This is a genomic window from Mesorhizobium sp. WSM4823, assembly GCF_055811195.1.
The window spans coordinates 18,927-32,433 of sequence record NZ_JBVVQL010000026.1 but is presented as its reverse complement, the minus strand read 5'-3'; the positions used below and the strand labels follow the sequence as shown (position 1 = coordinate 32,433).

10 protein-coding genes and 5 pseudogenes are annotated in these 13,507 nt (G+C 55.8%); 10 read left to right on the top strand and 5 right to left on the bottom strand.

Features of this window, described 5'->3' with window-relative positions:
- Window positions 1-102 precede the first annotated feature (102 nt).
- Window positions 103-582 carry a GNAT family N-acetyltransferase gene (locus AC0L26_RS31080; RefSeq protein WP_473635970.1) on the bottom strand — a complete coding sequence of 160 codons (480 nt, stop codon included), beginning with the start codon at window positions 580-582 and terminating at the stop codon, window positions 103-105.
- 338 nt (window positions 583-920) lie between these two features.
- Here AC0L26_RS31080 and AC0L26_RS31075 point away from each other — a divergent pair.
- Window positions 921-1,211, top strand: a pseudogene (locus AC0L26_RS31075) (IS6 family transposase); the annotation flags it as partial.
- 648 nt (window positions 1,212-1,859) lie between these two features.
- Here AC0L26_RS31075 and AC0L26_RS31070 read toward each other — a convergent pair.
- Window positions 1,860-2,822, bottom strand: a complete 963-nt coding sequence (locus AC0L26_RS31070) for a Rossmann-fold NAD(P)-binding domain-containing protein (RefSeq protein ID WP_473635969.1) — start codon at window positions 2,820-2,822, stop codon at window positions 1,860-1,862.
- Window positions 2,823-4,275: 1,453 nt separating this feature from the next.
- Between AC0L26_RS31070 and AC0L26_RS31065 the strand changes: the two genes are divergently transcribed.
- Both AC0L26_RS31065 and AC0L26_RS31060 read left to right on the top strand, forming a co-directional pair.
- The gene (locus AC0L26_RS31065; protein ID WP_473635968.1) at window positions 4,276-4,635 is read left to right on the top strand and encodes a hypothetical protein; all 360 of its coding nucleotides are present in this window, start codon (window positions 4,276-4,278) and stop codon (window positions 4,633-4,635) included.
- Window positions 4,636-4,741: 106 nt separating this feature from the next.
- Window positions 4,742-5,310: pseudogene (locus tag AC0L26_RS31060) on the top strand (transposase); the annotation flags it as partial.
- Between the two features lie 76 nt (window positions 5,311-5,386).
- On the opposite strand, the gene AC0L26_RS31055 reads toward AC0L26_RS31060, so the two are convergent.
- The 3 genes from AC0L26_RS31055 to ectB all read right to left on the bottom strand — a co-directional run bounded on the left by AC0L26_RS31055 (window position 5,387) and on the right by ectB (window position 9,451).
- Window positions 5,387-6,232 (bottom strand): LuxR family transcriptional regulator, encoded by an 846-nt coding sequence (locus AC0L26_RS31055; protein ID WP_473635967.1) that lies wholly within the window; start codon window positions 6,230-6,232, stop codon window positions 5,387-5,389.
- A gap of 1,127 nt (window positions 6,233-7,359) precedes the next feature.
- Window positions 7,360-8,202: a 2OG-Fe(II)-dependent halogenase WelO5 family protein gene (locus AC0L26_RS31050; RefSeq protein ID WP_473635966.1), complete on the bottom strand. Its 843-nt coding sequence runs from the start codon at window positions 8,200-8,202 to the stop codon at window positions 7,360-7,362.
- On the bottom strand, window positions 8,192-9,451 hold the full coding sequence (gene ectB / locus AC0L26_RS31045) for a diaminobutyrate--2-oxoglutarate transaminase (protein ID WP_473635965.1): 1,260 nt from the start codon (window positions 9,449-9,451) through the stop codon (window positions 8,192-8,194). Before ectB ends, AC0L26_RS31050 begins: the two co-directional genes overlap by 11 nt.
- A 999-nt stretch (window positions 9,452-10,450) precedes the next feature.
- Here ectB and AC0L26_RS31040 point away from each other — a divergent pair.
- The 7 genes and pseudogenes from AC0L26_RS31040 to AC0L26_RS31010 all read left to right on the top strand — a co-directional run bounded on the left by AC0L26_RS31040 (window position 10,451) and on the right by AC0L26_RS31010 (window position 13,502).
- On the top strand, window positions 10,451-10,747 hold the full coding sequence (locus AC0L26_RS31040) for a HesB/IscA family protein (RefSeq protein ID WP_473635964.1): 297 nt from the start codon (window positions 10,451-10,453) through the stop codon (window positions 10,745-10,747).
- A 207-nt stretch (window positions 10,748-10,954) separates the two neighbouring features.
- Window positions 10,955-11,053: pseudogene (locus AC0L26_RS31035) on the top strand (iron-sulfur cluster assembly scaffold protein); the annotation flags it as partial.
- Window positions 11,054-11,074: 21 nt separating this feature from the next.
- Window positions 11,075-11,248: a hypothetical protein gene (locus AC0L26_RS31030; protein ID WP_473635963.1), complete on the top strand. Its 174-nt coding sequence runs from the start codon at window positions 11,075-11,077 to the stop codon at window positions 11,246-11,248.
- Between the two features lie 232 nt (window positions 11,249-11,480).
- Window positions 11,481-12,116, top strand: a pseudogene (gene queE, locus AC0L26_RS31025) (7-carboxy-7-deazaguanine synthase).
- A 19-nt stretch (window positions 12,117-12,135) separates the two neighbouring features.
- Window positions 12,136-12,438, top strand: coding sequence for a 6-pyruvoyl trahydropterin synthase family protein (locus AC0L26_RS31020; protein WP_473635962.1), 303 nt, complete (start codon window positions 12,136-12,138; stop codon window positions 12,436-12,438).
- A gap of 4 nt (window positions 12,439-12,442) precedes the next feature.
- Window positions 12,443-13,179: pseudogene (queC, locus tag AC0L26_RS31015) on the top strand (7-cyano-7-deazaguanine synthase QueC).
- Window positions 13,176-13,502, top strand: coding sequence for a hypothetical protein (locus AC0L26_RS31010; protein ID WP_473635961.1), 327 nt, complete (start codon window positions 13,176-13,178; stop codon window positions 13,500-13,502). The pseudogene queC and the gene AC0L26_RS31010 overlap by 4 nt, the downstream one beginning before the upstream one ends.
- Window positions 13,503-13,507: the final 5 nt, after the last annotated feature.

Genomic DNA, 13,507 nt, shown 5'->3' with positions numbered 1-13,507 from the left:
GTTCATCTGCAAGGCGTGGGCGTCACAACCGGAACGCTTCAAACTCGATCCGCTCCAGCAAATGCCGGGACTAAACAGCTAGATCTAGCCCCCAAGGCTACATCAAACAGCTCCAGATATTTTGTTTTTCCTGAAGATGCAGACGTTGTCCTTGCCGACACCTAGCTCGATCTCCGTCCAGCCGTTGCTGCTGTGGAATGGCCTAAGCGCAGGAGCACAATATAGATAAAGAGCTCGCCGACCTGCGTTGAAGGCACGCATCTCGGCAGCTTCAAGCATACGTGATCCTATTCGATGTTTGCGAAACTCTGGTTCGACCCAGACTTCAGCAATCCAGGGAGTTAAATTTGGCCTTTCAGGCATATCCGATGTCACAACTGATGCTGTCCCGAGGAACTCACCATCACGGTGCGCAACGAAGGTAAACTCGACTTTAGATATCAGTATGTCAATGAACTTCTGCACAACATCCTGAAATCTTAAACCTTCGCGACTCCTCCATGCATGCCAAATTCTGTCAGCTATTGTTTCTAACAAATCTGGTTTCTGCGAGAGGTCGACGATCTCCACGGGTAAAATCATATTTCAATCCTCAAACTGAAAGTAAAATTGAGCTCAGGCAATATTTCCTTCGCTTAACGATTCTGCCGCCATAACTCGTTATACGTGTCAATACAGCTGTCCAGTCAGCTGAGCCAGCATGGTAACTACCACTTCCAGGCAAGCGCCGATACTACGGCATATGGTAGTTGACGCATTCCCTCATAGCAGAAAGCGGCTGGCAAGTCATGAAGTTTGGGTGGTGTCATCAGAGGGAAAACCAAGGCATGTACCGGCGCCATGGCAAGACCCCTTCGACATTTTTGGGGAATTGGAATGTTCAAGGGCCGCCAGTGATCCTACTTTGCGTGCGCTGGTAGCTGGCCTACAATCTCAGCCTGCATGACCTTCAGGAGATGATGGCGGAGCGGGGGATCGCCGTCGACGCAAGCATAGCGTGACCCGTAAGTGGCATGCCGACGAGACTTCCATCAAGGTCCGCGGCCGGTGGATGTATCTTTGCGTAGCGTGCAGCGTGACCTGCTGACCTGCCCTCGGCCAAGCGGTTCTTCAGAAAAGCGCTGGCACGTCATGGCTGGCCCGACTGCGTCGAAGTCGATGGTGGCCAGACCAACCAGGAGGCTATCGCTTCCTGTGACATCATAAATCGCAGATCGTTTCCGGCGTCGGCTGAAGCGCTGAAGCCGATCCGGATAGCAAGAGTAAATACCTGAATAACCGGATCGAACAGACCATCGACCATTGTCAAGCGCGCCGCATCCGTCAATGCTCGGCTTCAATCACCAGCATCAGCGCAATCATCCTAAACGGCATAGAATGGCTCACATTCCCAGGCCGACCAATTCCAAATCCTTGCCGCGTGATTAGCCTCGCGCCAGATCTCTCCGCACTCCCATTCAGACGTTGCGACAAACCGCGCCGTGGCTGTCGCGCTCACCAACAAAATGCAAGGATCATGTGGGCCATGCTCTCGGGCAGCACATTCCACGAGTCCCCACCCTCCATGAAAGCAGCTTAAGGGGAAGCGGCAAACGAAGGAACGACAAAAAAGAGGTCTTACCTCGGCAATTGCAGCAAAATGGCAGGAGATGGTGAAACGGTCATTTTCGTCGTTTCCCAAACCTGGCGTGTGGGGTTGGCTTGGCCAATGTCTTGGGGGCCGATGAGCGCGCGAAAATCCATCGCGCCTCGCGGCGAGGACGTTGTCCAGCCGCATCATGAAGCCGGATACAGTCCGCGGTTGTAACCAACGATCCTGATCCAGGCAACCTGTTGGAATCGGGCAGGACTGCTGCAGGCTATGCTGCCGTACCGGAAAGATAGCTTTGCGCCGTTCTGAGTGTTTTCTCGATATCGGAACACAAGACCGATAGTCGCGGAGATAAATGTTTATTATTTTTCTCGATGAACCTAAGGAATTCCTCATCGTACATGGTCACGTAGTTGAGCTCTCTAAATGCTGCGGCCGACAGCACCGGGATTGACGACAGATCCACTATGGTGCGCGGCTCCAAACGCAGAAGCGCTTTGCGAAGAGTGGCTTGATATTCATCATTGACATCGGCAGTTGCGACCACAACTATCGACCGAGGTTCACGAACAGACCCAATCTCCGCCGGGCGCATGAGCGAAACTTCTATGTCAGTCCAGGGGCGGAGACGTTTGCGAAGGTTCTTAGGGTTCCGCGTTACGACTACTGTTGAACGGAATCGCTCTCCCACACCACTCCTGATCAACTCGCGACCCAACATACCCGCCCCGATCATGTAAAGGCGGTCGGGTAGCTCTCCATTCTGAAACCGATCAGCTATGATGTCTCGGACGATCTGATCGTAGTTGAAGGATGCAATAAACCCCTGCCGCTCGCGCGAGGCGCGACCTATATCAATTGCCAGCCGTGCGATTTGGAAAATCGGAAGGTTTGGATCAAGAAGGTCGATAGATTTCGCGAGTTGATCGCTGATGTAATTCTCGCCGAGGATCTGGGAATGAGCACCCGACGCAATCTCGGCGAGACGCTGGGTAATAGGGACCGTACCTTTAATGTGTTCGAATGGACAGCCAGAAAACATCTTGCTGCTGTCTATATTTCTGAGCGCGGGCTCCTCACCGTAGGCCTCAACTCGTAAGCAGGTCGTCACAAGGAGAACTCCGCTTCTCGCTAGGTCGGTTGCAAGTGGTTTGATCTTCGCCGAATGCTGCGCCATTGCCAAGGGCGAAGTCATTTGGTGATCAACATAAAGGCCAAGAAATCTGCTCATTGTTCCCTCTTAAAATTAAGCGAAAGCTCAATTGATAACTTACGCGGAGCGCTCTCAAGTTCTCGGTCTTTTACCGAGCCTTCCTTTGCCGCGAGAATGCAGGGCAAGCCTCGTGCTCCGCTGCAATCAGGAGCAGCCCGTGGATCACTTTTGCTAGCAGCCGATGATGGGAGGACCTTTTTGCCGGAGGTCGACGAGGGCGGCGCGTATTGGTGGATTGCCGACACCTCCTCCTGTAGCGGGCGGATCTGGTGCAGACCTGACATGTTCTTTTCCCTTGGTCCTTTGAGCGACGTCATATCGGTCGGCAGATCCTGCCGCCTGGCGACGATGAAGCATAAGACGCGCCAATTGCGCATAAGGGCCGCAGCAGAACTGTCTTGCATATTATTCAAGGGCTTCAATGGGAGTGCGGCAGGGCGCGTGCTGAAACACCGCAATGTCGCGGACCCGACAAAGCCGACGGCACTTTCATGGTTACCCAAGCTTGCGCGAAGCCGCCGGAGCGACCATCTAACGGATGGCCAGCGCTCGCCACCTGAAGGCCACCGGGAAGCGATCTGGACGTGTGCTTTCAACTGTCGGCTTCGTCCGAGCGGGCTCCGTGTTCGGCTCGCTGCAGACGGGATTGAGCCCGATTTTGGTCACCGTCTCCAAGAGCTGCGTGGCGTTGATGTTGGGGAATTCCTCCAATCGGCGACAAACGATCGGCCACTCCATACGGAGCGCCTGGAAGCGGGCTTGGCCAGGCTCGGCGTAGACAGGCTTCGGCTTCTCCTGCATTTTCGCGGCTGTCGCGGCAGGAGTGGATGGGGTCACCGGCTTGAGCGCGGCGATGGGAGCCGCAGTCAGGGTTTGTGTCGAGATCTTTTGTAGACTGCGCAGGTAACGCGGTTTGGCTTCGATAGGGAAGGTCGGACAGATCTCGCCCGCATGTCAGGCGCTCGATAGGCCTGCTACGAAGGCGGCTAAGTTGGGCGGCCGCCGGTGGCGGTGTTTCGCCGTCAGCCAGCGCCGCCAGGTAAGCCTGCACAGCTCGCATCTCCTCCAGAAGTTTCAGCGGATCGAGGTCGGCGGCGATTTCGCTCAGCTTGCTCTTGGCCGCCACCGGGATAGCCTCCGCCTGCAGGAGACGTTGGCAGGGCGTCTGCGGCGGATGATAGCGCTTAGCCACCTTCGGTCCGTCGCGCTGCTTGGCAGCCAGCTTGACGAGGGCTGGAAGAAGTTCACGAACAGCCTATGCCCCGTGGGGGCGCGATGCCAGAGCCCCGGCGGCGCGTCAAAATGCGCACCTTTGCCGACTGAACGATCCGCGTCCCGGGAGCATGGAAATGGGCCTGGTCGCTCATTGCGGAGAGGCCAACCGCGGTAGTTGCGTTCACAGCCTGGTTCTGACCGATATCGCGAGCGGATGGACGGAGGCGCGCCCATCGTGGTCCGAGAAGGCACCTTCGTGGTCGAGACACTCGAGCGCATCCGCATCGGCTTGCCCTTTGCCCTGAGAGCGCTGGATGTGGATAATGGCAGGGAGTTCGTCAACAACAGGCTGATCGAATATTGCCTTGGTCACGGCATCGCAAGAACGACCAAGCGTGGATCGAGCAGAAAAATGGCACCGTTGTACAGAAGCTCATGGGTTATCGGCGCTTTGAGGGCTTGGCGGCGGCCAGAGCACACAACCCTTGGCTTCTTTTTCGTACGCATGTTGCGCCTTAGCATCTGGAGCAAGCGGTCGATCGTCGCGGCGCTCATCAACATGGGTGTATCTCCTCCTCGAGCTTTAAATGCCCATTGTGTTCCAGCGCTGTCATGATGCCTCCCTGGTGATGAAGGCATCATGGCGACATCCCCTTCACGGGTAACATTCTAAGTGAGGCAACCAACCCGCTCGGTAACATTCTCCTTGAGGCAATGCGACATTTGCGGCCACTTGCGGCTACGAGGATGCCAACGATCTCGATCGGCTGCGCACCGACCCAGCCTTAAAGCTAGCTGCGGGCTTTTCGACAGCGGGATTGATCTGTGCTCGCAGCCGACCTGCTCGCGCCTAGAGAATCTGGCAGACCTGCGCGTCATCCGGCTCGGCTGGGTGCTGGTCGATCTTTGGCTGTCGAACTAAGCCGTGCCGCCCAAAAGCCTGACACTCGACATCGCCGACGCGGCTGATGTCGTTCCCGGCCATCAGCAGCTCTCGCTTTTCAACGCCCACTACGAGCGATACTTCCTGCCGATCTACTCTGTGATGCCGCGACCGCCGTGATCCTGTGTCCCAGCAAGACGCCGCCCGGCAAGGAGACTCGCGGTGCGCCAGCTTGTCCGGCGCATCCGCGCGGGCTTGCCGATCACCCGCATCCTGTCCGCGGCGATGGCCGCTTATGGCGGGGCCCAGATTATGGCCTCGTGCGAGAACAATGCGCTCGACCACCCCTGCGGATTGCCCGGCAACCGGTTGTCCCGGGTCTCGTTAAATGAAGCCGCCGACGATATCCCCAAGTGTAAGGATGCCGTTCTCAACCGCAACACATCGCATGCCAACAAAAAATATCTTGTGCATCATTTCACGTTTATACTTCTATTATGCCACGCTTTAGAACTTCTACGGCTGCGGCTATTCTGCTATTAGCATCCATTTTCCTCATCACATTTTTTATGTGAAAATTGACGGTATTTACAGATATCCCCAGAATCTTTCCTATTTCCCACGATGATTTACCTCTCGCCGTCCATAGTATGCACTCTTTTTCTCTTGACGAAAGCTTAGAAGTGCTTTCGGCGGCAGTCGACTTCGTGAATTCAGTGACTCTCAGATGGAAATGTAACGCCGCAAGTTGGAAGTACGTGATTGTTCTATTGCGGAATTCACTATTCCAAGGCTGAGCAAAGTTCATAATCGCAAAGCTGCCGTCGGGGCCGTGCAACGGAACGCTAATGCCTGACCTTAAGCCAAACGTGGCAGCCTCGTCCAAAACGCGTCTTCCGTCTTCAGTCGTGCTTTCGTCGTTGTACACCTCGCTCCAACGAAGGGCTTCTATTCGCCTTCGACTTCTCTTGATAGTGGGGTCTATCTTGTGATAACCCATTTCGAAATAGCGCTCCCGCCATTCCTCAGGGTAATTGAACATGACAGCCGGATCGCCGCGCACCGGCTTTAACCCTTTTCGGTCTGGTGCAAGAGAGCCATAGGCGATCCACGGACAATCAAAATTGAGGGCAAAAGCAGATAGCAGGTCGAACAACTGCTTGGGTTTTCCGATACCATCAGTCTGGTCGAGAAAACGGGCAAATTCGACCGCAAACGCCTCCCTGGCAGCCTCAGGGAAATTCATCCTGGGTAACAAACAGAGCTGGTCGAACACTCTAGGTGAAAGCGCTCGAAATTCAGTGACAGCAGTCGTTCGCCGGCGTTCCATAGTCTCTGCTCCGTAGCCATTCGTTTGGATGTTGTCCTAGGCGCACCACAGTTTCCTCCTGTGAGGCTACGGCTCCCCGCCCGTCATCGGCAGACCAGTGTCATCGGAGCTCTAGCATCTCACTGCGATTGGCGAAGTTAATTTAATTTACAACTGTGCTTCTCTGGCGTGAATTTAGTGCAACAAAGGATAAATACACGTCCAGATCATGATGCTTTTGCGACCCATCACATCACGGTCAAGCAATTTCGGGTGCCTTTCAGTCTACTCACTGGAGGGCGAACAACCTTCCTACCGAGAAGGAATGGTCTCAAAACGGCGACCTCAAATTGTCAGTGAGTCGGGGTTGAGGGTCTTGAGACGCTTCGCGAATTCTAGCTCTGACAAAATCAGGGATAGTTCGAAGCGCTTGAAGATGGTGTCCTGGATGGTGCGGTTTATGCGTCCGGCCTTTGGCCCAGGGATGCCTAAGCTTTGTAAGGAATAATCGATATCGTTGCGCGCAATGGCCATCTAGTAGACATTAGCGCGGAAGAGTTGCTTACCTGCTGTTATTTTGTTGATTTCGGCGGTGTACCAACTCTCACCTATTCTGCACGTTGTTCGCGAGGCAGTTGCAACGGCTTGCAACAGAACCTCGATAATCCGATGGCCTTGCCGCGCAGATGCGCCTTGGGCTTTGCCAGAGCCGTTTATATCTAATGCGCTGCGACATTTGTCGATGATGACAACATCACCTTTGCCAGCGTCGGAGCGAACTCCGTTTCGATGAGTCTCAAACATGCCCCAGTTCATCGGTTGTCGACAACGAAATGGGCGGTGAGCCATGGCAGCGCAGCCCGGCGATGAACCCGTTGCCGTTTAGGCAACGGGGCCGCAGGCGCGTGGTTCCATTTCGTCGATGAACACCAGGAGATGCGGCTCGAGCCGAATCGGCTGGCACTTCTACGCCACTGCTGCCGCCTGCCGATGTCGAGAGGCATGATGGCCAGCAGCATCTTTTTGAGCAGTAGCCGTTCTTAATGAGCAAACGCGTGGTCGAGTGGGGAGCGACCTGGGGGCCTACAGCAGCAGGCCAGTTCGGCCGCAAAGTGCGGAGGTGTCGGTCAGTCGCTGCGACATTCACGTCAGGTCCACCAGAGAACAAGATCTGGCCGCGCAAATCCGAAAAAGCAATTCAGCAGCACGCGACGCTTTCCGTTGCCTGATTGACCGGTAACCCCATGAACGAAACCGCCGTCAAGTAGCGCGATATCCCCGGCCTTGAGCTGGATTTCGCGACTAGGCACGGCCTCGAGATAAGCTGCGGAGTAGGGATATCCCGTGGTCTCCACACCCTGCGACTTTCGATCTGCGACTGTCGGCTTGTGACTCCATAGCCTCAAGTTTCCACCTTGCTCAGGCATGCTGGGATAAAAGTTGAGTGCTGCGACGGTGTTGTGCGCCACCGCAGAAAGCTCGTAATCGTTCCCAGCACTTAACACTTGAGCGACATCGTCGTGGGGGTCCAATGAAAATGTGCCGCTTCCGGTCCAACTGAGAGCCCGACAAACGTTCGCCTGACCGTGTTCTGAGCGCGCAAGCCGCAATTCAATGCCTTGGTTGTGAAGCTCGCGCTTCAACGCGTCGAATAAGGCTCGGACCGGGTCAACTAAACAGCCAAAAAGAGCGTCAACGTGCAGCCGCGCAGTTTCTGCCTCCGCGAAATAGGTGGCTGCATCCTTCCTATAGTGGGATGCGCCGACATATTGTCCGGGGACACCATCTTTGCGCTCGTTAAGACCGGGACTGCCAAAAAAATTCGCGGTGATCTCGTCGGCTGTTTCGCTGCTGAAAGCTTGCCTGATGTGCAGAGCGGTGATCTCACCTTTCAATACTGCGATAATCTCCGCTGTGCTGATTGATCCGGTTCGTTCTTTGATGGTAAGCGGCGAGATGGCCGGCGTTTGAGGTACTTGGTTAGTCGCCATTGGTTTTCTCCTGTAGTGCCTGATCGAGGATGGCAATGCCGTGATCGAGTTCGTCATCTGAGATGGTTATCGGCGGAAGGACTTTGATGACGTCGCGATTTGGCCCCGAGGATTCGATCAGCAGGCCGTTTTCGAACGCGACATCGTGCACACGGCCAACAACTGCCTGTGAACGGCACTTGAGGCCGGCCATCAGACCACGGCCGCGCTTTTGTTCGATGCACTTGGGGAATTTCGCAACGAGGCGATCAAGGTGTTCTTGCAGTTTGACGGCCGTCCGCTCGACAGCTGTAGTAAATTGCCTATCGGACCACATTGTGCACATGGCAGATGAAGTCACGAAGGCAAGGTTATTGCCTCTGAAGGTCCCGCTATGTTCTCCCGGATTCCATATGTCCATGTCAGGGCGAATCAGAACTATGGACAACGGATTACCTGAACCGCTCAGCGATTTCGAAAGACACACGATGTCGGGTTCGATTTTGGCGAATTCGAACGAGAAGAAATCGCCCGTTCGTCCCGAACCTGCTTGAATGTCATCGACGATGAAAACAACGTCGTGCTTACGGCAAATGCGCTGAATTTCTGTAAGCCATGGTGCGGATGCGGTATTCATGCCGCCTTCTGCCTGGATGGGCTCCAGGATGATTGCCGCCGGCTTTTCTATCCCGCTGCCTGGGTCGCCCAACACGTGATCAATGTAACTCGCGGAATCGAAAGTTTGGTTCGGATAGTTCTCATAAGGGACACGGATCACATCGTGGCGAGCAACGCCGGCAAGCTGTCGGGTTGACGCTGAACCCGACACCGCCAAGGAGCCGAGCGACATGCCATGGTACGAATTTGTGAAGGCCATAATACTCGAGCGGCCGGTATATTTTCGCGCCAGCGCCAGCGCCGCTTCGTTAGCGTTTGTCCCGGTCGGCCCAGGAAACTGTATCTTGTAAGAAAGGCCCCGGGGCTTCAGGATCGACTCGACAAACACTTCGATGAAATCACGCTTTGCAGCTGTATACATATCAAGCGACAAGACAATATTTTTGTCGACGAGATATTGAATTGCCGGCGTAATAATATCCGGGTTGTTATGACCGTAGTTTAGCGCGCCGGAGCCTACAAGGAAATCAATATATGGTTTGCCGGACTCGTCCCATATTGTCGCCCCAAGTGACTTTTTAAAGACTGTTGGAAAGGATCGGCCATAGCGACAAACGTTAGACTCGTAAGCTTCAAAAATGTCGATATCCATTGAAGGGCCTCTCTGTATGCGCTTACGATCAACGCTGCAGGTTCTATGTTCACGCATTCCAAACCATTGATTTCGACGATTAGCTGCGGCCAATCTCTGCCTTAAAGCGAACGTATCATGGTCAGCGACTTGCATTCACAAAGAGTCTGTGAACTTGTTTGACGAATCTGTTGCAACGCTTTGGATAGCGTGACAGTCAGCACCCGCCTTTGCGGCAACGCTATCGGCGGCGTTGTTGGCGGGGGCGACTGACACAACCGCACTGGTTTTTCCAGCATGACTGCAACCACGATGCTTTGATATTTCTCTACCTCGGCCGTGACGGGATCCTTGCCGACGAGTGGCTGTGACAAATAGCGATTTCTCTCCTTCGATGTGACGGCGAGACCGGTGCTCGCTCGAGTTTCGTTTTGGAACGCGGACGAGCGAGACCGCGATTCGCAACAGAACTGGAATTGACCGCGGCCTCTAATCGTGGCCGTGACCGCCCTGGCGGTGATTGCGCTGTTCCCTGGGCGGCGTCTTGACCCACCCCTCTGGCTTCACGACATATACAATGCCTCAGTCGGCCCTCGCGAGATGGCGGCCGCACTACACGCCACGGACCGAGCACGCGAGTGGTGTTCGGCACCCACGAGCCGACGCAGAATCGGTGGCGCCTGCTTCGAGAAGGCGCGCTCGACGCGGTTATCGACCAGCCGGTGTTCGCCACCTCACTGTGTGGTGACGATGGCGGCTTATGGAGCGCAGCACGACTAAGAGCTTCCCACCCTACACCGGTCCACATTCATATGATCGAAAACGCTAGCTCAGGCCACGCACTAGCGATGTGTCCAACGCCGCTTCTGTACGCAAGGTTTCACTCTGTCCGACATCCGACAATTTGTTGGATGTGAGAGAGGGCGCAAATCCGCTAACCCCGGTGTCCTAATCCAATTTTCCTCTCTGGCACGTTCTGTGCAGCGTGGCTTGCGAACGCATCAGCAAGAAAATAGTCCCATGATCACACTCACTGAAAACGCCGTCGCCGCCGTCAAAGCCGCGCTTTCCCGCGCCGACGAACCGGCGGAAGGCTTTCGCATCATGGTTGAGGCGGGCGGCTGCGCCGGCCTCAAATACCTGATGGGTCTGGAAAGCATCTCGCGCGAGGGGGATGCCATCATGGAAGCGAACGGGGTCAAGGTGTTCGTCGACGCAAGCTCCCAGCCCCATCTCGCCGGCACGACCGTTGACTTCGTCACAGACCTGGAGTCCTCGGGCTTTGTCTTCCACAATCCCAATGCGCGGGACAAATGAGCCTGCGGCAAGTCCTTCGGCTAGCCGCCATAACGACAAGGATCCGCTAGCCGCCATAACGACAAGGATCGGCACCATGCGGGATGACACCGACAACGTTTACCTCTTCAGCGACAAGGTCTATTTCATCAACCCGAACAATGTCGGCGCTTTGGACACCCCCAATGCGGCCGGCGAAGGTCGGCGCCGTCGCGTAAGACGCAAACGATCGCCGCCGCAACGTTCCAGACCTTCGGCCGCGGCTCGGCCATAACCGCTTCCTCGGCGTTTAACGAATTCATCGTCGGCAAGACCATCGATGAAGCCCTTCAGATCACCGATCAGGACATGGCAGGTTTTTTCGGCGCCCTGCCGCCGCACACGGCATACTCATCGCTCGACCGCCTCATCCTGGAACGCGGCTTGCGGCTGATGAGCGAGTTCTTCCGTGCTGTGAGGCAGGCTTGCGAGGAGACGCCAGGATTCTCACGCCTCGTCCTCGTCAAGGCATCATCGGCATGAGCGATGTGATTCAGTGGTTTCTCGAGGTGATAGGCTTCGGGGAGCGAGAGGCCCTTCCCCGCAGCCTCCCGCTGAGACCCAATTCTCCATGGAGTTCGGGGGAGTGGGTTTTCGGTAACGACCCTCAAAGGTGGAACGACCTGCAAACGTGCAGTGGGAGATTTCCCGCCCATTGCCGTGTCTCGTAAGCCAGCAGAGATGCTCCCTTGCTCACTCGAAGGCCGCTTAAGCAATGTCATATGCCGTCAAGGAAATTTTCTAGACCCTTCAAGGTCAAGGACGAAATGCCGGGCGGGCTGCCATATTTTGTCGTTTCGCCGGCTGTAACCTTTGGTCGGGACGTGAAGGCGACCGGGAAAGCGCATTCTGCGGATGCTGCGACACCGATTTCGTTGGGGTAGATGGCCCCGGTGGCGGACATTTTGCCACCTCACGGGAGCTTGCGTTGGCGGTCGAGCAAGCCTGGCGCGGGTCGGGAACTGGGCAGCGTCTTGTGGTGCTCACCGGAGGGGAACCCCTTCTCCAGATCGATGAAGAACTCCTGGAAGCGCTGCATTCCTTGGCGTTTGAGATTGCCGTGGAGACCAACGGTACTATCCCCACACCCGACGGCATCGACTGGCTGTGCGTCAGTCCGAAATGCGATGCACGCCTCGTGGTCATGGCAGGGGACGAGCTAAAGCTCGTATATCCTCAGATTGGCGCGGAGCCTGAACATTTCGAAGTTCTCGCGTTTGAGCACCTTTTGCTTCAGCCGATAGATGGGCCCGAGCGCGAAGCGAATACAGCCGCCGCAGTGGCCTATTGTCTTACCAACCCACGTTGGAGCTTGAGCCTGCAAACCCACAAGCTTCTCGGGATCCCATGAAAATTACCGTCTTCCGCGCGTGCCAGACACCCACCGCTGTCACCGCATGCATGGCCACTCATACCGTGTGGAATTGCGTCTGGAAGGGCCCGTCGACCCAAACACGGGCTTTGTCGTCGATTTCTTCGATGTCGAGGCTATGTTCGGACCGCTTCTGCAATGTCTCGACCATCACTGTCTGAATGAGATTGAGGGTCTCGACAATCCGACAGCGGAAAACATTGCAGTCTGGATCTGGAATCAAACCAAGCCGATTATTGGCCAGATGTGCTCGGTAACGGTCTATGAGACGCCGCTGTGCTGGGCTGAATACGAGGGTTGACCTGATGCAACGAGATTCGGGAACCGCACTCGTCCTTTTCTCCGGCGGCCAGGATTCGACAACCTGCCTGACCTGGGCGCTGGAGAACTTCGAGCGCGTCGAGACAATCGGCTTCGACTATGGGCAGCAGCACCGGATCGAGCTCGATGTGCGGTCATACCTGCTCGGGCGCATTCGAAAAGACTTTCCGGCCTGGCGTGGACGACTAGGCGAGGACCACATGATTGACATGGCCGTGCTCGGCCAAATCAGTGATACCGCGCTCACGCGCGACGTCGAGTTCGCAGTGAACGCGAACGGTCTAGCAAATACCTTCGTGCCTGGCCGCAACCTTCTGTTCCTCGCCTTTGCGGCCGCGATAGCTTACCGGATCGGCGCAAAACACCTCGTGATCGGCGTGTCCGAGATGGATCGTTTCAGCTACCCGGATTGTCGAGATGACGCAGTTAAAGCGATGCAACTTGCCCTAAACCTTGGAAGGAGACGCGTTTCGTCATTCACACACCCCTCATGCGGCTGGACAAGGCGCAGACTTGGGCGCTGGCGGATTGGTTGGGCGGCGAGGCGCTGGTGAAGCTCATCTGCGAAGAAAGTCACACCTGCTATAGCGGAGACCGCGAGCATCGACATAGCTGGGGTTTCGGTTGCGGGACCTGCTTCGAGTGTAATCTTCGCGCAGCAGGATGGAAGCAATTCCGATCCTGCAAAGAGGCACCCTTGGCCTCCCATGAATTGACGTGAGCGCCCGGATCCAGGCCGACGGTGGCAATCTGTTCCATAGAGCGTTTCCTTCTCTTTGTGGTGTTCAGCACGACCAGGTACGCGCCTTCGATGCCGTTTCGAAGGGCTGTTCCATAGCATCGACCTTGATGATCTTCGCCCTTCGAGTGGTGCTGTTTTGGCAGCACCATGGCGAGCAGGCTGCGGTTGTTATCCTTGATCCCGGTCGCATTGATCGTGGAGCGTACTGCCGAGAAAAAGGAGAGGTTGTGGTTTCCACGGCGGCGATTGATGGCCGGGCCGAGCCTGCCCTTATGTGGAGGATCGTCCATGCACGTCCATAACCAGC

Bases quoted from the DNA above. Each gene is read 5' to 3' on its own strand.
- AC0L26_RS31080 (WP_473635970.1), bottom strand. From the start codon at position 582: ATGATTTTACCCGTGGAGATCGTCGACCTCTCGCAGAAACCAGATTTG.
- AC0L26_RS31070 (WP_473635969.1), bottom strand. From the start codon at position 2,822: ATGAGCAGATTTCTTGGCCTTTATGTTGATCACCAAATGACTTCGCCC.
- AC0L26_RS31055 (WP_473635967.1), bottom strand. From the start codon at position 6,232: ATGGAACGCCGGCGAACGACTGCTGTCACTGAATTTCGAGCGCTTTCA.
- AC0L26_RS31050 (WP_473635966.1), bottom strand. From the start codon at position 8,202: ATGGCGACTAACCAAGTACCTCAAACGCCGGCCATCTCGCCGCTTACC.
- ectB (WP_473635965.1), bottom strand. From the start codon at position 9,451: ATGGATATCGACATTTTTGAAGCTTACGAGTCTAACGTTTGTCGCTAT.
- AC0L26_RS31040 (WP_473635964.1), top strand. From the start codon at position 10,451: ATGATCACACTCACTGAAAACGCCGTCGCCGCCGTCAAAGCCGCGCTT.
- AC0L26_RS31030 (WP_473635963.1), top strand. From the start codon at position 11,075: ATGGCAGGTTTTTTCGGCGCCCTGCCGCCGCACACGGCATACTCATCG.